General features: G+C 69.4%; 24 protein-coding genes and 2 pseudogenes. 9 read left to right on the top strand and 17 right to left on the bottom strand.

The annotated features are described in order from the left end of the window. Nucleotide 1: 1 nt before the first annotated feature. Both AC2RP6_RS25945 and AC2RP6_RS25940 read right to left on the bottom strand, forming a co-directional pair. A complete protein-coding gene (locus AC2RP6_RS25945) occupies nt 2-340 on the bottom strand; it encodes an SCO3933 family regulatory protein (protein WP_030650012.1) in 339 nt (112 codons plus the stop codon). A gap of 139 nt (nt 341-479) precedes the next feature. Beyond that, a complete protein-coding gene (locus AC2RP6_RS25940; RefSeq protein WP_486448375.1) occupies nt 480-1,262 on the bottom strand; it encodes a GntR family transcriptional regulator in 783 nt (260 codons plus the stop codon). 18 nt (nt 1,263-1,280) lie between these two features. Between AC2RP6_RS25940 and AC2RP6_RS25935 the strand changes: the two are divergent. Beyond that, nucleotides 1,281-1,752, top strand: a pseudogene (locus tag AC2RP6_RS25935) (NUDIX hydrolase). A 182-nt stretch (nt 1,753-1,934) separates the two neighbouring features. After that, nucleotides 1,935-2,117, top strand: coding sequence for a hypothetical protein (locus AC2RP6_RS25930; RefSeq protein WP_486448374.1), 183 nt, complete (start codon nt 1,935-1,937; stop codon nt 2,115-2,117). A 948-nt stretch (nt 2,118-3,065) separates the two neighbouring features. On the opposite strand, the gene AC2RP6_RS25925 is transcribed toward AC2RP6_RS25930, so the two are convergent. The 6 genes and pseudogenes from AC2RP6_RS25925 to AC2RP6_RS25900 all read right to left on the bottom strand — a co-directional run bounded on the left by AC2RP6_RS25925 (nt 3,066) and on the right by AC2RP6_RS25900 (nt 7,624). Continuing rightward, the gene (locus tag AC2RP6_RS25925) at nt 3,066-4,145 is read right to left on the bottom strand and encodes a restriction endonuclease, SacI family (protein WP_486448373.1); all 1,080 of its coding nucleotides are present in this window, start codon (nt 4,143-4,145) and stop codon (nt 3,066-3,068) included. A 20-nt stretch (nt 4,146-4,165) separates the two neighbouring features. Next, a complete protein-coding gene (locus AC2RP6_RS25920; protein WP_486448372.1) occupies nt 4,166-5,338 on the bottom strand; it encodes a DNA cytosine methyltransferase in 1,173 nt (390 codons plus the stop codon). A gap of 482 nt (nt 5,339-5,820) precedes the next feature. Next, nucleotides 5,821-6,146: pseudogene (locus AC2RP6_RS25915) on the bottom strand (hypothetical protein). Beyond that, nucleotides 6,143-6,862: a GntR family transcriptional regulator gene (locus AC2RP6_RS25910; RefSeq protein WP_486448371.1), complete on the bottom strand. Its 720-nt coding sequence runs from the start codon at nt 6,860-6,862 to the stop codon at nt 6,143-6,145. The pseudogene AC2RP6_RS25915 and the gene AC2RP6_RS25910 overlap by 4 nt, the downstream one beginning before the upstream one ends. Before the next feature lie 7 nt (nt 6,863-6,869). Then, a complete protein-coding gene (locus AC2RP6_RS25905) occupies nt 6,870-7,094 on the bottom strand; it encodes a hypothetical protein (protein WP_486448370.1) in 225 nt (74 codons plus the stop codon). 251 nt (nt 7,095-7,345) lie between these two features. Next, nucleotides 7,346-7,624, bottom strand: coding sequence for a hypothetical protein (locus tag AC2RP6_RS25900; protein WP_486448369.1), 279 nt, complete (start codon nt 7,622-7,624; stop codon nt 7,346-7,348). 76 nt (nt 7,625-7,700) lie between these two features. Between AC2RP6_RS25900 and AC2RP6_RS25895 the strand changes: the two genes are divergently transcribed. Continuing rightward, nucleotides 7,701-8,456, top strand: a complete 756-nt coding sequence (locus AC2RP6_RS25895) for a GntR family transcriptional regulator (RefSeq protein ID WP_486448368.1) — start codon at nt 7,701-7,703, stop codon at nt 8,454-8,456. Between the two features lie 6 nt (nt 8,457-8,462). Here AC2RP6_RS25895 and AC2RP6_RS25890 read toward each other — a convergent pair whose 3' ends face one another. Beyond that, nucleotides 8,463-8,930 (bottom strand): DUF4240 domain-containing protein, encoded by a 468-nt coding sequence (locus AC2RP6_RS25890; protein ID WP_486450449.1) that lies wholly within the window; start codon nt 8,928-8,930, stop codon nt 8,463-8,465. A 90-nt stretch (nt 8,931-9,020) separates the two neighbouring features. Between AC2RP6_RS25890 and AC2RP6_RS25885 the strand changes: the two genes are divergently transcribed. Then, nucleotides 9,021-9,161 carry a hypothetical protein gene (locus AC2RP6_RS25885; RefSeq protein ID WP_486448367.1) on the top strand — a complete coding sequence of 47 codons (141 nt, stop codon included), beginning with the start codon at nt 9,021-9,023 and terminating at the stop codon, nt 9,159-9,161. A gap of 366 nt (nt 9,162-9,527) precedes the next feature. On the opposite strand, the gene AC2RP6_RS25880 is transcribed toward AC2RP6_RS25885, so the two are convergent. From AC2RP6_RS25880 to AC2RP6_RS25870, 3 genes are all read right to left on the bottom strand, one after another. Continuing rightward, complete coding sequence (locus tag AC2RP6_RS25880; protein ID WP_030008564.1) at nt 9,528-9,722, bottom strand: membrane protein; 195 nt, start codon at nt 9,720-9,722, stop codon at nt 9,528-9,530. Nucleotides 9,723-9,877: 155 nt separating this feature from the next. Further along, nucleotides 9,878-10,333: an HD domain-containing protein gene (locus AC2RP6_RS25875; protein WP_486448366.1), complete on the bottom strand. Its 456-nt coding sequence runs from the start codon at nt 10,331-10,333 to the stop codon at nt 9,878-9,880. Next, a complete protein-coding gene (locus tag AC2RP6_RS25870) occupies nt 10,330-11,718 on the bottom strand; it encodes a pyridoxal phosphate-dependent decarboxylase family protein (protein ID WP_486448365.1) in 1,389 nt (462 codons plus the stop codon). Before AC2RP6_RS25870 ends, AC2RP6_RS25875 begins: the two co-directional genes overlap by 4 nt. Before the next feature lie 397 nt (nt 11,719-12,115). Here AC2RP6_RS25870 and AC2RP6_RS25865 point away from each other — a divergent pair, with 397 nt between their 5' ends. Together AC2RP6_RS25865 and AC2RP6_RS25860 are read left to right on the top strand one after the other, a co-directional pair. After that, the gene (locus AC2RP6_RS25865) at nt 12,116-12,577 is read left to right on the top strand and encodes a DUF4232 domain-containing protein (protein ID WP_486448364.1); all 462 of its coding nucleotides are present in this window, start codon (nt 12,116-12,118) and stop codon (nt 12,575-12,577) included. Then, nucleotides 12,574-13,179: an ATP-binding protein gene (locus AC2RP6_RS25860; RefSeq protein WP_486448363.1), complete on the top strand. Its 606-nt coding sequence runs from the start codon at nt 12,574-12,576 to the stop codon at nt 13,177-13,179. The genes AC2RP6_RS25865 and AC2RP6_RS25860 overlap by 4 nt, the downstream gene beginning before the upstream one ends. 195 nt (nt 13,180-13,374) lie before the next feature. On the opposite strand, the gene AC2RP6_RS25855 is transcribed toward AC2RP6_RS25860, so the two are convergent. Next, a complete protein-coding gene (locus AC2RP6_RS25855) occupies nt 13,375-14,517 on the bottom strand; it encodes a SpoIIE family protein phosphatase (RefSeq protein ID WP_486448362.1) in 1,143 nt (380 codons plus the stop codon). A gap of 117 nt (nt 14,518-14,634) precedes the next feature. Here AC2RP6_RS25855 and AC2RP6_RS25850 point away from each other — a divergent pair, with 117 nt between their 5' ends. Continuing rightward, nucleotides 14,635-15,870, top strand: coding sequence for a GNAT family N-acetyltransferase (locus tag AC2RP6_RS25850; RefSeq protein ID WP_486448361.1), 1,236 nt, complete (start codon nt 14,635-14,637; stop codon nt 15,868-15,870). A 23-nt stretch (nt 15,871-15,893) separates the two neighbouring features. Here AC2RP6_RS25850 and AC2RP6_RS25845 read toward each other — a convergent pair whose 3' ends face one another. Both AC2RP6_RS25845 and AC2RP6_RS25840 read right to left on the bottom strand, forming a co-directional pair. Beyond that, complete coding sequence (locus AC2RP6_RS25845) at nt 15,894-16,700, bottom strand: Fpg/Nei family DNA glycosylase (RefSeq protein WP_486448360.1); 807 nt, start codon at nt 16,698-16,700, stop codon at nt 15,894-15,896. A gap of 68 nt (nt 16,701-16,768) precedes the next feature. After that, nucleotides 16,769-17,254 carry a ribose-5-phosphate isomerase gene (locus AC2RP6_RS25840; protein WP_486448359.1) on the bottom strand — a complete coding sequence of 162 codons (486 nt, stop codon included), beginning with the start codon at nt 17,252-17,254 and terminating at the stop codon, nt 16,769-16,771. A 219-nt stretch (nt 17,255-17,473) separates the two neighbouring features. Between AC2RP6_RS25840 and AC2RP6_RS25835 the strand changes: the two genes are divergently transcribed. Beyond that, entirely contained in the window at nt 17,474-18,910 is a 1,437-nt protein-coding gene (locus AC2RP6_RS25835) for an amino acid permease (protein ID WP_486448358.1), read from the top strand. A gap of 87 nt (nt 18,911-18,997) precedes the next feature. On the opposite strand, the gene AC2RP6_RS25830 is transcribed toward AC2RP6_RS25835, so the two are convergent. Continuing rightward, nucleotides 18,998-19,582, bottom strand: a complete 585-nt coding sequence (locus tag AC2RP6_RS25830; RefSeq protein WP_486448357.1) for a biotin transporter BioY — start codon at nt 19,580-19,582, stop codon at nt 18,998-19,000. 285 nt (nt 19,583-19,867) lie between these two features. Here AC2RP6_RS25830 and AC2RP6_RS25825 point away from each other — a divergent pair, with 285 nt between their 5' ends. Next, the gene (locus AC2RP6_RS25825; protein ID WP_486448356.1) at nt 19,868-21,274 is read left to right on the top strand and encodes an amino acid permease; all 1,407 of its coding nucleotides are present in this window, start codon (nt 19,868-19,870) and stop codon (nt 21,272-21,274) included. Between the two features lie 77 nt (nt 21,275-21,351). Here AC2RP6_RS25825 and AC2RP6_RS25820 read toward each other — a convergent pair whose 3' ends face one another. Beyond that, the gene (locus AC2RP6_RS25820) at nt 21,352-22,146 is read right to left on the bottom strand and encodes an SDR family NAD(P)-dependent oxidoreductase (protein WP_486448355.1); all 795 of its coding nucleotides are present in this window, start codon (nt 22,144-22,146) and stop codon (nt 21,352-21,354) included. Nucleotides 22,147-22,191: the final 45 nt, after the last annotated feature.

The raw sequence follows: 22,191 nt of genomic DNA, 5'->3' as shown, positions 1-22,191 counted from the left end.
CTCAGCCCGCCTTGACCAGCGAGGTCACCGCCACGGCACGGAAGCTGATCCCGTGGCGCTTCTGGCCGTTGAACTCGTTCTCCCACGGGCGGGCGACCAGACCGGTCAGCGCGACCGGGGTACCCATGGCCAGCTCACCGGAGATGCCCGGCTCGGCCACCGTCACCGGGATGACCTCGGCGTTGCCGTTCATCACGAACAGCACGTCCACGGTCATGAGGTTGTCGCCGGTGTCGCCGTCCAGGGCGATCTGTCCGGTCTTCTTGTCCCGCATCTTCAGCTGCGGGGGCTGGGCGACCATCACGGTCGCGCCGGAGGTGTCGACGGGAATCTGGCGCACAGCAGATCACTCCTCTAAAGGGGTCGAACTCCTTCACTCCTCTACAGGAGTGACATGAAGAAGAGTGCACCACTCCTATACATGAGTCAACCCGCCGCGAGTGAAAACTCGGGGCGGGCTGCGAGGAGTTGAGTGAGCGTCAGTCGCGTGCAGGGATCCGGTACTCGAAGACGAACTGGTCAGCAGCCATGAGGGTGTCGCAGACCTCAACCACGCGCCCCTCCTCCGTGACCGCGTTCCGCAGCAGGTGTACGACCGGGGAGCCGGGGCTCAGCGACAGCTCGGTGGCTTCAGCCTTGGCGGCCGGCCGGGCCTGGAGCGTCTCCACGAACTCGGCGAAGACATGCCCGTGATCCTCCAGCCGGGCATAGATGCCGCCGGGCCCCGGGTTGTCGGCGAACAGCTCGGGGATGTCCTTCGCGACATCCCACGGCAGGTACGAGGTAGCAGTCTCGACCGGCGTCCCGTCGCGGAAGTACAACCGCCGCCGGGCGAGCACCTGAGTCCCCACAGTCACCCCGAGCCGCTGAGCGATCTCTTCCGGCGCCTCCATGGGCCCGCGGAAGAGCATGCTCACCGATGCCTCAGCCCCGGACTGGGCCGACTCGGCAAGGTACGCCGCCTTGCCCTCCTGCCGGTGTGTACGCCGGAAGCGGTCGGAGGACCGGTGCCGTACGGGCGGCCGTGCCTTCACGAACGAGCCCTTGCCGTGCCGCGTCTCAACCAGCCCACTCGCGCGGACCTCCAGCATTGCCTTGCGGACAGTCCCGCCGGCGACGCCGTAGCGCTCCACCAACTCGGACTCACTCGGCACCATGTCGCCGGCCTTCAACGCGCCGGCCCGGATCTGCTGAACGAGGTCGTCAGCGATCTGCACGTAGCGCGGCACAGCCCCTCGGCCACCTCCTACTGCGGTTCCCATAGTCCTTCTCTTCCTCCTATGCTCCTGTACATGAGTACGGGTTCCCCGCAGGCCAAGTCAACGCCACTGCACTCCGTGTCCGTAGCCGGGGCAGTGCTCCGCGAGGACGGCCGGCTCCTGGCGATCCGCCGAGCGGACAACGGAACTTGGGAGCTCCCCCGGCGGAGTCCTCGAACTCACCGAATCCCCAGAGGCCGGCGTCCGCCGCGAGGTCCTGGAGGAAACCGGCATCGAGGTCCAGGTCCAGGAACTCACCGGGGTCTACAAGAACACCACCCGCGGCATCGTCGCCCTGGTCTTCCGCTGCCAGCCGACCGGCGGGACCGAGCGCACGTCGGAGGAATCCACCGCGGTCGCCTGGCTCACCCCGGACGAGGTAGCAGCCCAAATGTCCGAGGTCTACGCGATCCGCCTCCTGGACGCCCTGGACAAGGCTGGCCCCCACGTCCGCAGCCACGACGGCCGCCATCTGATGGGCACTTCGGCATGACAAGCCCAGACGCGAAGAGGCGGCAGCCCAGGCCCCTCAGCGAACTAAGCAACGTCTATGACTTCCTGGACGAGATCCGCCTACGACCGGGCATGTACTTGCGTCAGCCGAGCCCGCTCCAGGACCTCCAATCCATCCTCTACGGGTACAGCGTCGCCACCGAGATCCACGGCGCACCAAGCATGAAGATCTTCAATCACCTTGGCCCGTTCAGCGAATGGCTGTGGCCGCGACTCGGCATGCAGTACCCAAGCGCGCTGAGCTGGGCAGCCGAGATCGAGCGAGTGACCCAAGCCGCAGGTGCATCAGCCGTGGACATGTTCTTCGACCTCTTGGACGAGTTCCGCGCCGAGCCCGTGCGATAAGAGTTTCCCTACTTCATCAAGGCACCCGCCGCGCACAGCGCGGCGAGCGCGCCCGTCGCCCGGGCCTGCGCTCCTGTCTCCGCCCCGCTCCAGCCCAGCCGCCGGCCGCGCGCCAGAATTAGCGCGGGTCTGATGGTGGGAAGCCCGCGGTACGCCTGGCGATGGTCCCCCAGCTGCACCATTCCCCTGACCTCGCCCGGATTCGGGGCTAGCCACACGCCCGGCGCCTCTTGGGACTGCGCCCCTACCTGCCACGCCTGCGGAAGGTGTCGGTGCCCGGGGACGCTGCGCTTCGCCCCCGCCGAGCGGGCCAGCCAGCGGTCAGAGCCTTGCCTCCGGCGGGGGCGCTCAGGCTCCGGGATGACCGGGGCGGTCGCCCGGGTGCGGGCCGGTTCGTAGTGGGGTGGGGAGCTGTCATCCCGTCTGCCGCCGACCCAGGCAAGCCATAGCAGGGCATGCTTCTGGGGCCCAGGTCGTTCGTCCAGCAGGGCGCTCCACCTGGGCCCCAGAAGCATGCCCTGCTATCACTACGTGTGGGTCGACGGCAGACGGGATGACAGCGGGTGCGAGGCATAGTGCTGCTGCAAGCTCGCTTGGACCCGACAGACAATTCGAGGACCTGATCGACCTACGGGCCAGATGGAAGAGTCCCGTAGGATCATAACTAGCGGAAGCGAGAGCGGCGCCCGACGCACCTCCTCAGTCGCGGCTCTGCCTCTCTGCGGCTTTCGCAGGCCTCGCTGAAGTGCCCCATCTGCTTTCCCCACTAGGGCGCGTACGGTCGTGCAGGACCACACCCCAACCGAACGCGGGCAGTATGTGATGCTTCAGCGAGGCCTGGCCTTTACGGGATTAGAAATTCCGTGCAGGGAATCAGATCTCGAACTGATGAAGTGGACACTCAATCCTCACCCTTCTGCACTCGCCGCAGCATGGGCAATGCAGTGATCAAACTTCTGGGAAGAGGGCAGCCCATCGATCTAGCTCCGGCTCCCGAACCTCGATTTCTACCATTCTGCGATACATCGCGTCGGGGAAATCGGCCAGAATAGAGTGCACGTCACGATTCGACCAAACGAAGATGTCACGCAAAAAGCTCGCGACACTTTCATTCACCTTAACAATGCAGCCGTATTTCTGCTCGAGTTCCGACGTCAACACTCCCGAGGAGATCAGCGACGAATGGGAAGGATGGTCAACCATGAGCGCAATTCGAGGAAAACCATGCTCTGTCGCGCTGCGCACGAACTGCTCAAGTTCGTCCCGTCTTACCTTCTTGCCGCGCACCTCTACCGTAAGCAGAGGGGAACCATTGGATAGCACCTGGACATCGCCAGGCATGTCTCGGGACGGGTCGTTCACCCTCCTAGACACAACCTCATCAAAGACCATGTCCAATCCAGCCGCCACACATGCTTGCAGCTTACGGGGGAGGTCAATTCCGGTGGACACGAAATCTTGAGTTTCGGCGATCAGGCTAGCTTCCGCAATTGCCCCGCCGACAGGAAGTCGCCTCTTCTTATTTGCGACCGAAATACATACAACCAAAACCGAAACGAGCGCCAGAAATGACTCATCTTCGGTCCAGCCTTCGCGATCAATTACCGCAAGCGAATCCCGAACCCGATTCAAGTAGGGAATCGACTTTGCCGCTACTCTCTCAATCTCATCATAGTGGTCATAACGGAAGAATGGCTGATTATTCAGTGGCTCTCGGCCTGTAGCGCCGAGGTCAAAGCCGAGTTCAACCGAAATCGGGACGACCACTCCGTGACAGAGTTGACGCAACGAGAAGGCTCTCGCGTTGTACTTTTCTTTAATGGATTTCGGATCCACGTTCGCATCACAGGCGCGAGCGAGAAGTGCCGTTACGAGCGCAGCGGTATAAGTCCGCGGGGCGTCTACCTCGCGCAAAGATCTCGCAAGAAGGCTCCACTCGTCAGACGCGTCGACATCATTCGATACGGCTGCGCTATAAGCATCCCGAAGGACCTGCTCAGCGTCACCTTTTTTGATTTTCAGACCCATTACCCCCCCAGGTTTTCGACCTACATAAGTTCGAGCTGTTCGTGGCTCGCCTTGGCGTCTGAATTGCCGCTAACAGGTTCCAGGTGCCCGAGTTGCTCCATCAGGGAACGAACAACCACCTTGCCCAGTTCGACTGGGACTGCATTACCAATTTGACGCTGAACTTCACGCTTGTTTCCCGTGAAGGTAAATCCATCAGGGAAAGTCATGATCCGCTTCATTTCGGATACCCGGAACCTGCGAGCCCGCTTCTCTCCGCGCTCATTGGTGACAGTTTCCCAGTGGAACGGACCAACCCAGGGGCCTGGCTGAGCTTGCAGTGTGGTGGAGGGGCGGTCCGGATCCGACTTGAGAAGGAACGTCCAATACCTGCTGCGCCACTTGAACTCGTTGCGGCCACCGTAACGATCGGTGTGCCACAGATAGTTTTGCCCTGGGGGAACCTCAGCAGCAAGCTCGGCGTAAGTTCCTTCCACAATCTCCCCCGCGTCGGGAGTGTCGGCGAGTCCCTGAAATGCCTGGCGCAGGCTAGTGAAGGGGATTTTACTGTGATCGATTACGCGGTCTCTTTCAGATTCACCAGAGTGCGTCGTCTCCGGAAATTTGAACCTCTCCCCGTCTCGGCGCCCCACCACAAATACACGCCTGCGGAGCTGTGGAACCCCATATTCGGCTGCGAGGAGCACTTGGAACGTGGGATTATATCCAGCATCCCTCAAACTGGAAATCAAACGATCGAACTGCGCCTGATGCGTCTTGTATGTCAGGCCCTGCACATTCTCGAGAATGAAGGCTTCTGGCCGACTTTCACGAACTACGCGAACATATTCATCAAGAAGTGAGGCATTCGGATCTGCACTATTGCGCTTTTCTTCGATCCAGAAACCTGACTTGCTGAACGGCGTGCAGGGAGGGCCGCCGATAACCAGCGCCGGCTCCTCTACCGTGAGCCCGCCAGCTTCCAGAAGCTCTTGTGTGGAGATCTTCTGGATGTCGCCACAGACAGTCTTGGTGTGGGGGAAGTTTGCCGCTAGCGTGTCTAGGGCCGTCTGCTCATAGTCCGTTGCTACGGCGACACGCAGGGGCGATCCGGAGCCATCCTGTACGAGCGGTGGTTCGGCACAGCTCTCAACAGCACAGTCGAGGCCACCAGCCCCGGAGAATAGACTAATGACAGGAAGCTCACGATTCACCTGCCCACCCTAGCGTACCGCAGACTCGCTCATTCCATGATCTCCACCCGCTCACCGTACTCGCACCACTACGAAGACCGCGCATGACAGGCTCGCGGTCCGGCGGGGCTGCAGAGCCGACGGAGACCGTCGCGAACAGGTTTGCAGTACAGGCCGCCCTCCGTCGGCTGCGGTTCAACTCCTCGGGGCTGTCGCTAGGCGGATTGCTCCCGGTAGGTGTGCGTCCTCACGATGTCTCGACAGCGCAGGCACCTCCCAGTGATCGCTTTGAGAGCTACGGCGTGCTGCCCGAGGCCGACGAGAGACGGCCGTGCTTGCCTGTTGCACGCTGCGGCCTATGCGCGGACGACAGTGGCAGGAAGGCGCTCATGTAGCAGGTTGACCTGCTGTCGGACGTGCGCACGGGGCCTCCGGAGCCGTGTGCGACACAGCGGCCCCTGACTGAGTCTGGGGCCGCTCCGTTGTCACGTATGAGATTGCTGCTAGCTGGGGTGCGCCGACGGTCCTTCGTGGGCGGGGTGGGAAGGGCCCGGGAGGCGGTGGCCGCGGCTGGTTGCTACTCGGACTGCGTTCCGGAGGGCTCCGGTCAGGTCTGTTGCCAGGAGGCGGAGTTCTTCCGGATCCGAATCTGCATCGGCGAGCACTTCCTCGGCGTGGGCCAGTAGCTCGGAAGCCAAGCCGAGTTGGATCTCTTCGGTGTTGTCGGCGAGGCGTGACAGGTAACCGGCGGGTGTGTCGGAAGCAGGTAGCAGGGCTTGTCGTCTGGGCCAGACCACGGGAGAAGGCGCAGTTCGTTGCTCTCGGTCATGCCTTCGGGCTCCTCTCCTCGATCACGAAGCGGGTGGTGAAGAGTGCGTCTGCTCTGTCGCCGGGGAGGACCAGAAGCGCTGCCTCGACCACGCGGCCGGCGGTATCGGTGGACACGCGGGTGAGCGAGAGGACCGCCAGAGTGGGGCTGATTCGGAGTGTCGTTGCCTCTTCCTGGGTCGGGAGGCGGGCGCTGACACGCTCCTGGACTTCCGAGAGTGGTGGACGAAGGTCCGCCAGGCGCACCGCTATCTGCTCGGGCAGGGGTGGAGTGGCCGGCGCTAGTTCGTGGGGGACGTAGATGTGGGCCAGGCCGTGAGGTGTCTTCCCCTCGTGGGTGGTGAAGAGGACTTCGGTCAGGCTGCTGCGGGGTGGCACGTTCAGCAGGGTGGTCAGGTGGCTGGGCGCCTCGATGTTCGTGGTGTGGGCAGTCATTCGTAAGGGTGCGGAGAACGCGCTCCATGGGGCTGGCGCAGCTGCCCCACCGGTGTACGTGATCCGGCAGCGGGGACGGCGGACGAAGTTGCCGTTGCCGTGGATCTTCTCGACCAGGCCTTCGCCCTGAAGGAGCGCAAGGGCGCTTCGTAGGGTGGACGTGCTGACCTTGTAGTGGGTCGCGAGTTGGTTCTCCGAGGGGAGGCGTTCGCCGGGTTTGAAGTGGCCGGATGAGATCTGGTGGCGGAGGTCTTCGGCGATGGTGTGGCGGCGAGAAGGCACGGGCGAATCACCACTTCCTCATCAGCCGGAGGGCGATGAGCCGGCTTCGGACGTGCATCGTCAAGACCTCGCCCGACTCGAAGAACAGCCGCTTGGCGCCGGCGGGAAGCTGGACGAGATCCCTCACGCGGCAGGGCTGGCCGCCAATCTGGATGACGTCGCCGCGCCGCACGTTGAGCGATGTGATCTCGATGTTGGCGGCGAGTGCGCCGCTGGGAGCCCAGCCCGTCACTGGTTCACCTGCTGCGGGGTCGGCGCAGCGTCCGAGGCATGGCAGAAGCAGTCGCAGGCCTCGTAGATCACCGGGACCCCAACAGGGGCGGTCGCCGGGGACGACTGGGCGCAGTCGGGATGCGTGCCGATTGCGCACGAACTCGACCGGTAGGTGGCACTCGCGGGCGTAGCGGGCGGGGGTGTGCGGTGGTGGCTCCCACTGGTGCGGGCGGCGGTGGGGCCCATACGGTTGTGCACGCTGATCAGCTCCTATCGCTGACGGCCAGGTCCCCGGACGTCGCCCGTCGCGGGGACCGCTTTGTGTACGGCGGCCCAAAGGGTGCGGCCGGTCAAGCTGCTGGCGAGGAGCCCGAATCGGTCGGCCTCCGCCACGACTTCCAGGACCTCCCGCCACGATTCGGCGGGCAGCGCTTCCGGTACCTCCGCTTCGATCGACGTGTACGTGGTGTGCGGCTCCACGCGCGTGGCCAGCCCGAGGGCCGACAACCGGGCGGCAAGGTCCTTGGCCCTTGATTCCGATGCGGGCACAAGGCCTCCGTCGCCGTTCGATTACGTTGAGTGAAGCTAGTTAACTAGATTAGAGCTAGTGGACTAGATTTTCCACATGTCTGAGCAGCCGCCTTATCTCCGGATCGCCGATGTCCTGCGGCAGCGGATCGCCGAGCACGTGTGGACGACCGGAGATCGGCTCCCCTCTCGCTCCCAAATCGCCGAGGAATGTGGCGTCGGCGAGAACGTGGTCCGTCGGGCTCAGGAGCTACTGATCTCCCAGGGCGTACTTGAGGGACGCGCGGGGTCTGGCACGTACGTTGCCGAGCCTCGTCGGCGTGTACGGGTCGTTCGGTCCTCGGCTCGTGAGCAGCCCGGCGGTTCTCCCTTCAGGGCGGACATGCAGGCCCTGGGGAAGCAGGGCAACTGGGAGAGTCGGACCGAAGCGAAGGTGCCGGCCCCGGCTGAGATCGCGGCACGGCTCGGGATCGCCGAGGGAGAGCTGTGCGTGCGCACGGTCTACGAGTTCCTCGCCAATGGACGGCCGGTGCAGTTGTCCACGAGTTGGGAGCCGTACGAACTCACCGCGGGGACGCTCGTGGTTCTGCCGGAAGGTGGGCCGCATGCCGGCGTCGGTGTGGTGAACCGGATGGCCGCGATCGGGATCACCGTCAGCCATGCCGTGGAGCAACCGGAGCCGCGGCACGCAACCGCCGAGGAGGCGTCGCTCCTCGGGATCCAGAAGGCAGCTCTGGTCACCCACATCCGCCGGACGTACTACAGCGACCAGGGACAGCCCGTGGAGACTGCGGACATCGTCATCCCAGCCGCCCTGTGCGAGGTCGTCTACGAGATCCCGGTCAAGCGCTGACGCACATCAGCTCCGCAGATGCGGCCAGCCGTCCCGGTTGGAGAAGGTCTCGAAGCAATACCGCGTAGCACGGTCCCACTCCTCACCAGTGGCCAGTTCGTACGCCTGGTCGGGTACGTAGAGGAGCCACTCACCGTCGTACTTCGTGGAGGTATACGGGGCGAACCGGTCAACATCGAAGAAGACGTCTTCCCACACGGCTTGTCCTGCCGCGACGACCGCGCAGCGGGTGTACAGGAACTGGTCGGCCGACTGAGGGAAGGGGTGCCCGTCGCGGTCACTCAGGTCGGCGACCGGAAGACTGCCGAACTTCTCCTGGTCCAAGCGATAAAGAGCCTCCGCATGACGTTCGGCGAAGCCGATGATGTCGTGGACGGGGCGTTGTCCCAGCTCCTTGGCGAGGCGTTGGCAGCTTGCCTGGTTAGCCTCGCCGTTCAGGGTGGCTATAAGCGCCCAGAAGTCGACCCATGTCATGTTCACTGCCGCATGGTCTCAGGACGGTCTGACATCTCCCTCGGCCCGTGCCCGCCTGCGCAGGGCTGCAGTTCGTCGTTCGGCGGAGTGATGCTCTGTCGCCGGGAGGACGACGGCGAACGGGTCTGCCGGTCGCTGTGGAAGTGCCCCGCTCGGCATGTCTGGTGGCACTGGGCCGACCGGCTGGACGAGGCACTGGAGACGTGTCCGGTGCCGGAGATGTTCCTCTGACGTCCGAGTTCGTCGCCGTGCCCTTCGCGTGCCCGATCGGGCGGCGAGTGGCGGGGACTCACGGTCAACCGCGGTGGGCGCTCGGCTCGGGTGCAGGTCAGGGGTTTGGCTGGTCGGGCGGCGGGGGCGTACGCGATCTTCCAAACTAGCTACGCGGGTTCGATTCCCGTCGCCCGCTCTTCATGGCTCAGGGCCAGGTCGGAGGATGTTTCCTCGACCTGGCCCTGATGCGTTCCCGGGTGCGGAACGGCTCCGCGGGCCCGGGGGGCTTCCTGGGTGTCCGGTCCGGGGCGCGACCCCGGACCGAGGAGCGGAGCTCGAGCGCCCTGGCCGGATGCGCGCGCCCACCCGGCGGCCGGACACCCCCTAGAGCTTGATGTTCGCGATCATCGTGGCCAGGGAGTTGAGGAAACGGTTCACGTCGTCCGCGATGGAGCTGGACGCCAGGAAGAAGCCGAAGAGGGCCGCAACGATGGCGGGGCCCGTCTTGATGTGGTTGCCGCGGATCAGCACCACCAGGATGACCGCCAACAGAACCACCACTGACAGCGAAATGGCCACTACTGATCACACCTTCGGTCGTCCCCTGGTCGGCCGGGGGCGCACGGCCGAGAATGCCCCCACATGGACCATCCTCCCACCAACCGGCCACGGTCATACGCCCCGTGACGAAAGGCCATGGTTCCGTTTTCGTCAACCGCCGTGGGCGAGGCGGCTCAGGAGGCGGTGAGCCCCAGGAGGGAACGGACATAAGCGTACTTAGCGGTCAGCCGGTCGCGGGTGGGGGCGTCCAGTTCGGCGAGGCGGGCGGGGTCCGCGTTGTGCGCGAGGTCGGCCTCCTTGACCAGCAGGGCCCCCGGAGTGGCGAGGATGCGGGCCGCGTACGCCTCCAGCGGTTCGCCGGGGCGCTTGGTGACGGCGAGGACCATCTCCTTCACGGACTGCGGGAGGGCGGCGGAATCCAGCCACGTGAGGCTCAGCGCCTCGTCCTCGATCGCGTCGTGCAGCCAGGCCGCCGCCTGCTGTTCGGGGGTTCCGCCGCGCACGCGCACGCCCTCGGCGACGGCCGCCAGGTGCTCGGCGTACGGCCTGCCGGACTTGTCGGTCTGGCCCTCGTGCGCCTCGCGCGCCAGGGCCTCGACCTCCAGGAGGGTCAGGGGACTGCTCGTCATGCGATCTCCCTCGCTGCCGTGCGCAGGGCCCGGGCGGCCCGGTCGACGTCTGCCTGCGTCGTACGCCAGTTGGAGAACGCGGCACGCAGCCCGCTGGTTCCCCCGTAGACGGTGGGGGTGACGAAGACCTCGGCGACCACCGCCTCGCGCAGGGCGGTCAGACGGGCCGGATCGGGGCCGTCGGCGAGGGTGAAGCAGACGACGTTGAGGCGGACGGGGGCGAGGAGGGTGAAGGCGGGGTCCTCCGCCAGGGCGGCGCCGAGGGACCGGGCTCCGGCGATGTTGCGTTCGACGATCTCCCGGTGCCCCCGGCGGCCGTAGGCGCGCAGCGTGAACCAGGCGGCGAGGGCGCGCAGTCGGTGGGAGTTCTCGGGGGTGAGGTGGACCAGGTCGGGGTGTTCGCCGAGGGGGCCGAGGTAGGCGGCGGAGTTCTGGAACACCCTGGCCTGCAGGTCGCGGCGGCGGGTGAACTGGACGGCGCTGTCGTAGGGGACGTTGAGCCACTTGTGCAGGTCGACGCAGAGGGAGTCGGAGGCGTCGAGGCCCGCGGCGAGGTGCGCGTGGTCCGGGGAGAGCGCGGCGAACGCGCCGAAGGCGGCGTCGGTGTGCAGCCAGAAGTCGTGGCGCGGGCGGAGGGCGTCGATGGCGGGGAGGTCGTCGAAGTCGACGGTGTTGACGGTGCCCGCGTTGGCGACGACCACCGCCGGTCCGGGGGTGTCGGCGAGCGCCCGGTCCAGGGCGGCGGGGTCCACGGCCTCGCGGCCGGGCAGGGTCGGGACGCGTACGAGGGAAGTCCGGCCGAGGCCGAGGACGGAGAGGGCCTTGGCGATGGAGGAGTGCGGTGCTCCGGACAGGACGCGGACCGGACCGAGGGCTCCGGCGCCGTCGTCGGCCGGGGACACGCCGAGGCGTTCGCCGAGCCATTCGCGGGCGATGGCGAGGCCGGTGGTGTTGGACATGGTGGCGCCGCTGACGAAGGTGCCGGTGTGGGCGCCGGAGAGGCCGAACAGCTCGCGCAGCCAGCCCACGGTCTCGCGTTCGAGGTCCTGGCCGGCGCCGTCCATGGAGGAGTTGGAGTTCTGGTCGTGGGCGGCGGTGAGCCAGTCCCCGGCGAGCGCCGCGGGGGTCGCGCCGCCGGTGACGAAGCCGAAGTAGCGGGGGCCGGCGGAGGCGGAGAGCCGCGGCTCCCAGTGGGCGCGGAACGCCGCGAGGGCGGCCTCAGCGCCGCGGCCCTCCTCCGGGAGCGGTTCGGGTCCGGCCGGCTTCGGCACGTCCGGTACGACCGCGCGCTCGCCGAGGGTGGCGAGCGCTTCGGCGGCGGCGCGGCGGGTGGCGTCGAGCAGGTCGGGGAGCCGGGCGAGGTCGGCGGCGAGCGTGCGGTCCATGGGGGCACGGTAGGGCTCGCGCGGGCCGGTGCGGGCGAGCCAATCCGCGGCGAGTGGCCCACCCGTACCCGGTCGGGGGCGTCGTAGGCTCGACGGAGGACCGTGGAGCGGGTGCGGGGTGCGGGGTGCGGGGTGCGGGGCGCAGGGTGCAGGGTGCGGGGCGCAAGGTGCAGGGAACGAGGTGCGGGGAGGGGTGCGGCGACCGGTGCGAGAGGTACGACGGGCAGGGCGGGCTCGGTGGGGACGGATCGCTGCCGGGGGTGCGCTCGCCCTGGGCCTGTGCGCGGGAGCCGCGGGCTGCTCCACGCCCCCGGCGCCGTCGGCGGCGCCCGGGCCGAGCTCCGCTCCGCACGCCCGCTCCGCCCGGCCGGGTACGGCGCCGGACCGGGGCGCGCCCGTGCCCGGGCCGACCGACGAGTCGTGCCCCGAGGGCGGGGTGCGGCTGCTGGAGACGGGCGGGGACGCGGCGACGGGGCTTCGGGTGGAGGGCTTCCGGCTGGTCAACTGCGGTACGGAGGAGTACGTGCTGGAGGGCTACCCGGCGGTGTCGCTGCGGGACGGCCGCAACGCTCCGCTGGAGGTCACGGTGGTGCACGGCGCGGAGGGGATCACCACGGGCGTGCCGGACATCGAGGCGCCGCCGCAGCGGGTGACGCTGGCGCCGGGTCAGGCGGCGGCGTGGTCGGTGGTGTGGCGCAACCTGGTCACCGACCCGACGGTGACGGCCACGACGGTGCCGGTGATGGAGGTCGAACCGCGGCCCGGAGCGCCCCGCTTGTGGCTGCGGCTCGCCCGGCCGCTGGACCTGGGGAACACGGGGAGGCTGGGCATCGGCCCGTGGTCGGCGGTCACCCGGTGATCATCTGGCTCAACGGGCCGTTCGGCGGGGGCAGGACGCAGACGGCGTACGAGGTGCACCGGCGGCTGCCGGGCAGTGTGGTGTGCGATCCGGAGCACGTCGGGTTCGGGCTGCACCGGATGCTGCCGCCCGCCCTCCGCGGTGACTTCCAGGACCTGCCGGCATGGCGGCAGGGCGTGTTCGAGGTACTGGACCTCGCGGCCCGGCGGCATCCGGGGGTGCTTGTGGTGCCGATGACGCTCACGGAGCCGGTCTGTTTCGCGGAGACGGTGGGACGACTGCGGGAACGGGGCCACGACGTGCGGCACTTCGCGCTGCTCGCCGAACGGGCGACGGTCCTGCGGCGGCTGCGGGGACGGGGACTGGTAGGCGGCGTCGGGCGGGACGGCTTCGCGGTGTCACGGCTGGACGGGTGCCTGGAGGCGCTGCGCGCGCCGGAGTTCGCGCAGCACCTGGCCACCGACCTGCTGACCGTCCCGCAGGTGGCGGGCCGGGTGGCGGCCTCGGCCGGACTGGACCTCGTTCCGGACAGGGACGGCCGGCTCCGGGGCCGGCTCCGCCGCGCGCTGGTCGGGGTACGGCACATCCGCTTCGACCGGTAGCGGCGAGGCCCCTCCCCGGCCACCGCGGGGGAGGGTGCCCCCGGTCCGGTGGGACACGCCGTCCGGACGGCCGGCGCTCCTGTGCGGAGGCTCCCCGGAGCGACCCGGGCAGGACTGCGCCGCGGCTCCCCCGGGGCGGGTTCCCGGTCGGCCCGGCCCGACCGGCGGGGTACCGGGGACACCGGGGCGTACGGGTCAGGGCGAGCGGCGGATGAGGAGGAGGGCGCGGTCGTCGTTGACGTCCTTGGCGACCTTCTCGATCAGGTGCCAGGCGGCGCCGTCCCAGCCGGCGGAGACGTAGCGGTCGGCTTCGCCGGTGAGGCGGTCGATGCCCTCGCTGATCTCGCGGTCGGCGGTCTCGACGAGGCCGTCGGTGAAGAGCATGAGGACGTCGCCGCGGCGGAGGTTGCCGCGGGCGGGGGTGAATTCGGCGCCGTCGTAGACGCCGAGCAGCGGGCCCTCGCCGGACTTCTCCTGCCAGCGGCCCGTTCCGGCGCAGAGCTGGAGGGCGGGGAGGTGGCCGGCGGAGAGGAGTTCGTAGTCGCCGGTCTCCAGGTCCAGGACGAGGTGGATGGAGGTGGCGAAGCCCTCGTCCCAGTCCTGGCGGAGCAGGTAGCCGTTGGCGGCGGGGAGGAAGCCGTGCGGGGGCAGCGCGCCGAGCAGTCCGCCGAAGGCGCCGGAGAGGAGGAGGGCGCGGGAGCCCGCCTCCATGCCCTTGCCGGAGACGTCGGTCAGGACGATCTCCAGGGTCCGGCCGCCGTTGGTGCGGGCGGCGACGACGAAGTCGCCGGAGAAGGACTGGCCGCCGGCCGGGCGCAGTGCCATCTCGCGGTGCCAGCCGCGCGGCAGGGCGGGCAGCTTGCTCTGGACGCGGATGCGTTCGCGGAGGTCGAAGAGCATGGTGCCGCCGCGCCTCCAGGGCACGCCGACGCGGCTGCGGAACTGGGCGATGACCAGCCCGAAGAACCCGCAGGCCGCGACGACCAGCACGGTTCCGGGGGTGACCCTCGCCGGACCCTGGGTGTACGGGCCGAGGACCAGGGCCTCGACGATCAGCGCGGCCGCGGAGGCGGCGTACAGGGCGAGGAGGCTCGCGGGGCGCAGCAGCAGACCGCCGGCGACGATCGGCAGGACGAGCGCGGAGGGCGAGAACCAGACCGGCAGCATCAGCGTGCCGCAGGCTATGGCGGGGACGGTGAGCAGCAGCCCGATGAAGGCGAGCCAGTCGGAGGCGTCCCCGCGGAAGTAGTCGACGGCTGATTTGCGCAGGGCGGTGCGGCCCCGGCGCGAGCGCATGCGCATCCGGGCCAGAAGGGACTCCACGCGTGCTCCGGCCATTGCTTCGGGACCCTATCCATCCTGGCTGTGAATGCGCAGGGGTACCCCCGGACCCGGGCCCCGGGGGCGCCCGAAAACGCTTCGCATGCGACGGAACGGCCGGGTGAGGATGGCGGTATGGATCTTGAGATGCGCGTTCTGCGGCAGGAAGAGTGGGATGTCTGGTTCGATCATCTGGAACTGGCTTTCGGCGGTGTGCCCGAGCCGCCGGAGGGCCGGGCGCTGTTCCGGTCCCTGACGGAGCCGGGCCGGGCGCTCGGGAGCTGGGAGGGCGGGACGTGCGTCGGCTCGGCGGCGGCCTTCAGCTTCCGCCTTTCGGTACCGGGCGGCGCGCTGGTGCCCGCGGCCGCGGTGTCCTTCGTGGGCGTCGCGCCGACGCACCGCCGTCGCGGCGTCCTCACCTCGTTGATGCGGCGCCAGCTGGACGACGTCCGGGCGGCCGGCGAGCCCCTCGCCGTACTGACCGCCTCCGACCCGGCGATCTACGGGCGCTTCGGTTACGGCCTCGCCACCTACGCCCTGTCCCTGGAGATCGACACGACGCGGGTGCGGCTGGACGTGCCGCCCGGGACGGACGAGGTGCGGCTGCGGCTCGCGGACCCGGAGGCGTCGCTGGCCGCCTGCGAGCGGGTGTACGCCGAGCTGGTGGGCCGGCGGCCCGGAGCGCCGGCCCGGCAGCCCGGCTGGGAGCGGATGGCCCTCACCGATCCGCCCGGGGAGCGGGGCGGCGCCTCGCCCCTGATGTGCGTGGTGGCGGAGCGGGAGGACGGCGAGGTGGCCGGCTACGCCCGCTACCGGGTCACGCCGGAGTGGGCCTCCACAGGTGCGGACGGAACGGTGCGGGTCGAGGCCCTCGACGCGCTGGATCCGGCGGCGACGGCCGCGCTGTGGCGCTACCTGTTCTCCATCGACCTGACGTGGACCGTACGGGCCCCCAAGCGCCCGGTGGACGACCCGCTGCTGCACCTGGTCAGTGGCATCAGGAGGTCGAAGCCGGCCACGCGCGACGCGCTCCACGTCCGCCTGGTGGACCTTCCGGCGGCCCTGGAGGCGCGCTCGTACGGGACCGCCCTGGACGTGGTCCTGGAGGTGGAGGACGCGTTCTGCCCGTGGAACGAGGGGCGGTGGCGGCTGGTGGCCGACGGCGCGGGCACCGTCCGGTGCACCCGGACCGCGGACCCGGCGGACCTGGAGCTGTCGGTCCGGGAGCTGGGCTCCGCCTATCTGGGCGGGGTCAGCCTCACCTCGCTGGCCGCCGCGGGCCGGGTGCGCGAGCTGCGACCGGGGGCTCTCGCGGAGGCGTCACGCGCCTTCGCGGGCGACGTGGCGCCCTGGCTGCCCCACGGCTTCTGAGCCGCGGACCCGCCGGGCCCGCGCTAGCGGGCCTGGCAGGTGGGGCACCAGAAGAGGTTGCGGGCGGCGAGACCGGCGGTGCGGATCTCGCCTCCGCAGATGTGGCAGGGCATGTTCGCCCTCCGGTAGACGTACACCTCTCCGCCGTGGTCGTCCACCCGCGGCGGCCGTCCCATCGCCTCGGGCAGGTGCTCGTCGCGGACGGTGTCGATGCGGTTGTGGCGCACGCCCCGGCGCATCAGGAGCGCGAGGTCGGCCCACAGGGCGTCCCACTCGGCGCGGGTCAGGTCCTTGCCCGCGCGGTACGGGTCGATGCCGTGCCGGAAGAGGACCTCGGCGCGGTAGACGTTGCCGACGCCCGCGACGACCTTCTGGTCCATGAGGAGCGCGGCGACGGTGGTGCGGGAGCGGGAGATCCGGGCCCAGGCCCGGTCGGGGTCGTCGGCCGCGCGCAGCGGGTCCGGGCCGAGCCGGTCGTGTATCGCCTTCTTCTCGGCCTCGCCGATCAGCGCGCAGGCCGTGGGTCCGCGCAGGTCGGCGTGGTGCTCCTCGTTCAGCAGGCGCAGCCGGACGGTGTCGGTGGCGGGCGGCGCGGGGGCCGGGCCGAAGCCGAGCTTGCCGAAGAGGCCGAGGTGGATGTGGATCCAGGCGTCGCCCAGTTCCAGGAAGAGGTGCTTGCCGTGCGCCTCCGCGCTCTCCATGGTGCGGCCGTCGAGCAGGGCGGCGCTCTCGGCGAAGCGGCCCTGGGGGCTGCTGACGCGGACCGGGCGGGCGGCGAACCGTTCGGTGTGGTCCTGGGCGAGGCGGTGGATCGTATGCCCCTCGGGCACGGCGGACTCCTGGAGGAATGGAAACGGCCGTGCCGCCCCGCGAGGGAGCGGCACGGCCGGAGGCGGGATCAGCCCTGCGGGTGGTGGGCCGGGATCGGGGGGAGCTCGCCGGTCTGCTCGTAGGCGGTGAGCATGTCGATGCGGCGGGTGTGGCGCTCCTCGCCGGAGTACGGGGTCGCCAGGAAGGCCTCGATGAAGCTGACGGCCTCGTCCTGCGTGTGCATGCGGCCGCCGACGGAGATCACGTTGGCGTTGTTGTGCTCACGGCCGAGCTGGGCGGTCTGGACGCTCCAGGCCAGGATGGCGCGGACGCCCTTGACCTTGTTCGCGGCGATCTGCTCGCCGTTGCCGGAGCCGCCGATCACGATGCCGAGGCTGCCCTCGTCGGCGGCGGTCTTCTCCGCGGCGCGGAGGCAGAAGGGCGGGTAGTCGTCCACGGCGTCGTAGATGTGGGGTCCACAGTCGACGGGCTCGTGGCCGTTGTTCTTGAGCCAGTCCACGAGGTGGTTCTTGAGCTCAAAGCCGGCATGGTCGGATCCGAGGTACACGCGCATGGGACGAGTGTGGCACGAGGAGCCCCGACGCCCCGCAGTGGGTGTCGCGTAAGTCACTTCTAAAGCTCAAGTAAACCCAAAGAACGCAGATGGGACACGGGCGGACGTCGGTCCTGGACGTTCGTCCCAACGCAACGATCCGGATTGAGGTCTTCCGTCCTGCGTTCATCTCAGGTTTGAATGCCGGGGCTCGCAACCCGAGAACCTAAGGATCCGTCCATGAGCTCCACGACGACCCTTCAGAAGGCAGGCGACCCCTCCGGTAACTCCGGTGAAGGCCTGCCCTCCGACGGTCTGAAGGCCGGTCTCAAGAACCGCCACCTGTCCATGATCGCCATTGGCGGCGTCATCGGCGCCGGTCTCTTCGTCGGCTCCGGTGGCGGCATCGCCAAGGCCGGCCCCGCCATCCTGATCTCCTACGCGCTGGTCGGCGCGATGGTCGTCTTCGTGATGCGCATGCTCGGCGAGATGGCCGCCGCCAGCCCGAACTCGGGCTCCTTCTCCGCCTACGCGGACCGGGCGCTCGGCCGCTGGGCCGGCTTCTCCATCGGCTGGCTCTACTGGTTCTTCTGGGTCGTCGTCCTCGCCGTGGAGGCCACCGCCGGTGCCGCCATCCTGGAGAGCTGGATACCGGCCGTCCCGCAGTGGGCCTGGGCCCTGATCGTGATGGCGGTGCTGACCGCCACCAACCTCGGCTCGGTCGCCTCCTACGGTGAGTTCGAGTTCTGGTTCGCGGGCATCAAGGTCGTCGCCATCGGCGCCTTCGTGATCATCGGCATGCTGGCCGTCTTCGGCGTCCTGCCGGGCTCCGACAACCCGGGTGCGGGCTTCGCCCACCTGACCGACACCGGCGGCTTCTTCCCCAACGGCTACGGCGCGGTCCTCACCGGTGTGCTCATGGTCGTCTTCTCCTTCATGGGCAGCGAGATCGTCACCCTCGCCGCCGGCGAGTCGGAGAACCCCCGCAAGGCCGTCACGCAGGCCACCAACTCCGTGATCTGGCGCATCGGCGTCTTCTACCTCGGCTCGATCTTCGTCGTGCTGACGCTGCTCCCGTGGAACGACGAGTCGATCACCGAGAAGGGCTCGTACGTCGCCGCCCTCGACTCGATCGGCATCGCGCACGCCGGCACGATCATGGAGGTCATCGTCCTGACCGCCGTGCTGTCCTGCCTGAACTCGGGCCTCTACACCGCCTCCCGCATGGCCTTCTCGCTCGGTGAGCGCGGTGACGCCCCCAAGGCGTTCGCCAAGGTCAACAAGAACGGTGTGCCGGTCGCCGCGATCCTGGGCTCCACGGTCTTCGGCTTCGTCGCCGTCTACTTCAACTACGCGTTCAAGGACACGGTCTTCAACTTCCTCCTGAACTCCTCCGGCGCCATCGCGCTCTTCGTGTGGCTGGTGATCTGCTTCACCCAGCTGAAGATGCGCGGGATCCTGGTCCGCGAGGCCCCGGAGAAGCTGACCGTGAAGATGTGGCTCTTCCCGTGGCTGACCTGGGCCACCGCCGCCCTGATCATGTTCGTGATCGGCTACATGTTCGTGGACGACGCCAACCGCGAGGTGGTCACCCTGTCCACCCTCGTCGCCGGCGTGGTCGTGGCCGTCGGTGTGGTCCTGGACTTCCGCCGCAAGCGGGCCGCCGTCCAGGGCTGACCCCGCACGAGCCCCGTACGTACGCCGGAGCCCGGCCCGCCTCGTCAGGCGGGCCGGGCTCCGGCCGATACGGGGGGGCGCCGGGCGTCAGCCGCGGCGGCCGACCAGCTTCCAGGCGGCCGGCAGGGCGCCCATCGCGAGGGCCGCCTTGAGGGCGTCGCCGATCAGGAACGGGGTCAGGCCCGCCGCGACGGCGGCGCTCGGGGACATGCCCGTGGCGGCCATCAGGTACGGCACGCCCACCGCGTAGATCACCGCGGATCCGAGCACCATCGTGCCCGCCGTACGCAGGACCGAGCGGTCGGCGCCGCGCCGCGCGAGCGCGCCGACGACGGTGGCGGCGAGCACCATGCCGAGGACGTAGCCGAAGGAGGCGCCGCCGGCGCCGGAGGTGCCGCCCGCGAACCACGGCACCCCGGCCATGCCGACGAGGGCGTACAGCGCCAGCGACAGGAAGCCCCGGCGGGCGCCGAAGGCGGTGCCGACGAGCAGCGCTGCGAAGGTCTGGCCCGTGACGGGGACCGGGGAGCCGGGGACGGGGACCGCGACCTGGGCGGCGATCCCGGTGAGGGCGGCGCCGCCGACGACGAGCGCGATGTCGCGCACGCGGCTCGCGGGCAGCAGGTCGGCGAGGACGGCGCCGGGCCGGAGGGAGACGGAAGCAGTGCTCATGAGGGGGCTCCGCGGGGTGGTGGGGGTGGGGACGATCACCGACGTTAGTGCGCGGTCCGGGGCCGCCCCACCGCCGCCCGGAACAAAGCCCTGCTCCCCCCGTTGGTGGGGACCGGACAAAGCCCGCTCCCCCGCCCCGGTCGACGTGATCCTCGTCACGAGCAACATCTGACAACACGTCCGTTTTGCACGGACGGCCGCCGCTCAGCAAGACTGTTGGATCCCGCCAAGCCATCGGCGGAGTCCCCACCACCGCTGGGCCGAACGAGAGTACGAGCACTCCTCATGCGTGAGCGCCTGCCAGAAGCACCTCCGACGACGGGCGACCTGCCCGCGGAACCCCTCAGCCACAGCCTCAAGCAGCGCCACCTGACCATGCTGGGGCTGGGCGGCGTGATCGGCGCCGGCCTCTTCGTCGGTTCCGGCGCCGGCATCGGCATCGCCGGTCCCGCGATCATCTGCTCCTACCTCCTCGCCGGCGTCCTCGCGATGCTGGTGATGCGCGCGCTCGGGGAGATGTCGGCCGCGATGCCCGCGTCGGGCTCCTTCTCCGTCTACGCGGAGCGGGCACTGGGCCGCTGGGCCGGCTTCTCGGCGGGCTGGCTCTACTGGTTCCTGCTGGTCGTGGTGCTGGCGGTGGAGGCCACCGGCGCCGCGAAGATCGCGAACGGCTGGCTGCCCGCGGTCGACCAGTGGATCTGGGTGCTGGCCTTCATGGTGGTCTTCACCGTGAGCAACCTGGCCGCGGTGAAGAACTTCGGCGAGTTCGAGTTCTGGTTCGCCGCCCTCAAGGTCGGCGCGATCGTGCTCTTCCTGATCCTCGGCACCCTCGCGATCTTCGGCGTGCTCCCGGACACGGATCCGGTCGGCATGGCCAACCTCACCGGGCACGGCGGCTTCTTCCCCGAGGGCTTCGGCGGTGTCGTCGCCGGCATGCTCGCCGTCATCTTCGCCTTCGGCGGCCTGGAGGTCGTCACCATCGCGGCCGCCGAGTCCGACGACCCGGCCCGCTCGGTGTCCCGCGCGGTGCGCAGCGCCGTCTGGCGCATCCTCTTCTTCTACGTCGGCTCGATGGTCGTCATCGTGACCCTGCTGCCGTGGGACTCGCTGGAGCCGGGACAGAGCCCGTACGTCGCCGTCCTGGACTCCATCGGCATCCCGGCGGCCGGCCAGATCATGAACATCGTGGTGTTCGTGGCCCTGCTGTCGGCGCTCAACGCGAACCTGTACGGGTCCTCGCGCATGGTGTTCTCGCTGGCCGAGCGCGGCGAGGCGCCGAAGGGACTGCTGAAGGTCTCGGGCGGCGGGGTGCCGCGCCGGGCGGTGTTCGCGTCGGTGGCCTTCGGCTTCGTCTCGGTGGTGCTCAACCTGCTGTGGCCCGACACGATCTTCCTCTACATGCTCAACGCGGTCGGCGCCGTGCTGCTGTTCGTGTGGGCGCTGATCGCCGTCTCGCAGCTGAAGCTGCGCCGCCGGATCGAGCGGGACATGCCCGAGCGACTGACGCTGCCGATGTGGCTGTTCCCCTACGCCACCTGGGCGGCGCTGGCCGGCATGGCGGCGGTCCTGGTGCTGATGCTGTTCGACGACTCCGCGCGGCCGCAGTTGCTGTGGTCGACGGGCGCGGCCCTGCTGGTCCTCGCCGTGGCGGGCGTCCGCGAGCTGCGGGAGCGGCGGGCCGCCAAGCCCTGACCGCCGCACGGCTCCGGCTCCGGCCCCCGTCCTGTACGAAGGCCCCCCGCGCACCCGGCGCGGGGGGCCTTCGCGCGTCAGGTGCGCAGGTACGAGGCTCCGTTGACGTCGAGGACGGTGCCCGAGCTCCAGCGCGCGGCCGGCGAGGCCAGGTGCAGTACGGCGGCGGCGATCTCCTGCGGGGTGCCGACCCGCCCGAAGGGGCTCTGCGCCCGGATCCGCTCGCCCTCCTCCCCTTCGAGCCGCCCGGCGACCCGCTCGGTGGCCACGAAGCCGGGCGCCACGGAGGCCACCGCGATGCCGTGCGGGGCGAGCGAGACGGCCAGGGACTGGCCGAGTGCGTGCAGGGCGGCCTTGGTGGCGCCGTAGGCCGGGTGGTCGGGCTCGCCCCGGAACGCCCCGCGCGAGCCGATGTTGACGACGCGGCCCTCCCGGCGGCCGGCGATCATGCGGCGGGCGACGCAGTGGGTGAGGTCGGCCGGAGCGAAGAGGTTCACGGCGGCCGTCTGCCGCCAGGCCTCCTGCCAGTCGGCGTACGAAGTCGTGGGCAGCGGGTGCGCGACCATCACGGCGGCGTTGTTCACGAGGACGTCGACGCCGCCGAGCGCCTCCTCGGCCTCGGCGGCGACGGCCTCCACGCGGGCCGGGTCGCGGAGGTCGCCGGCGACCAGGACGTGGCCCGCGCCCGGCAGGTCCGCGAGGGTGCGTTCGGCGTCCGCCCCCCGGACCGTGCAGTGCACCGCCACGCGGTCGCCCCGCTCGGCGAAGGCTGTGGCGATGGCCCGCCCGATGCCCCGTGAGGCGCCGGTGACGAGCACGCCCCGGCCCGTGTCGGGCAGTTCCCGTATGCCGCGCTCGCTTCGTTCCGCCACCGCTGGTCCCCCTGTCGTCCCCGTCGCCCGTGTCCTGTCGGCAGC

This window comes from Streptomyces sp. WAC03905 (genome assembly GCF_057371075.1).
This window is presented reverse-complemented; position numbering and strand designations above follow the sequence as displayed.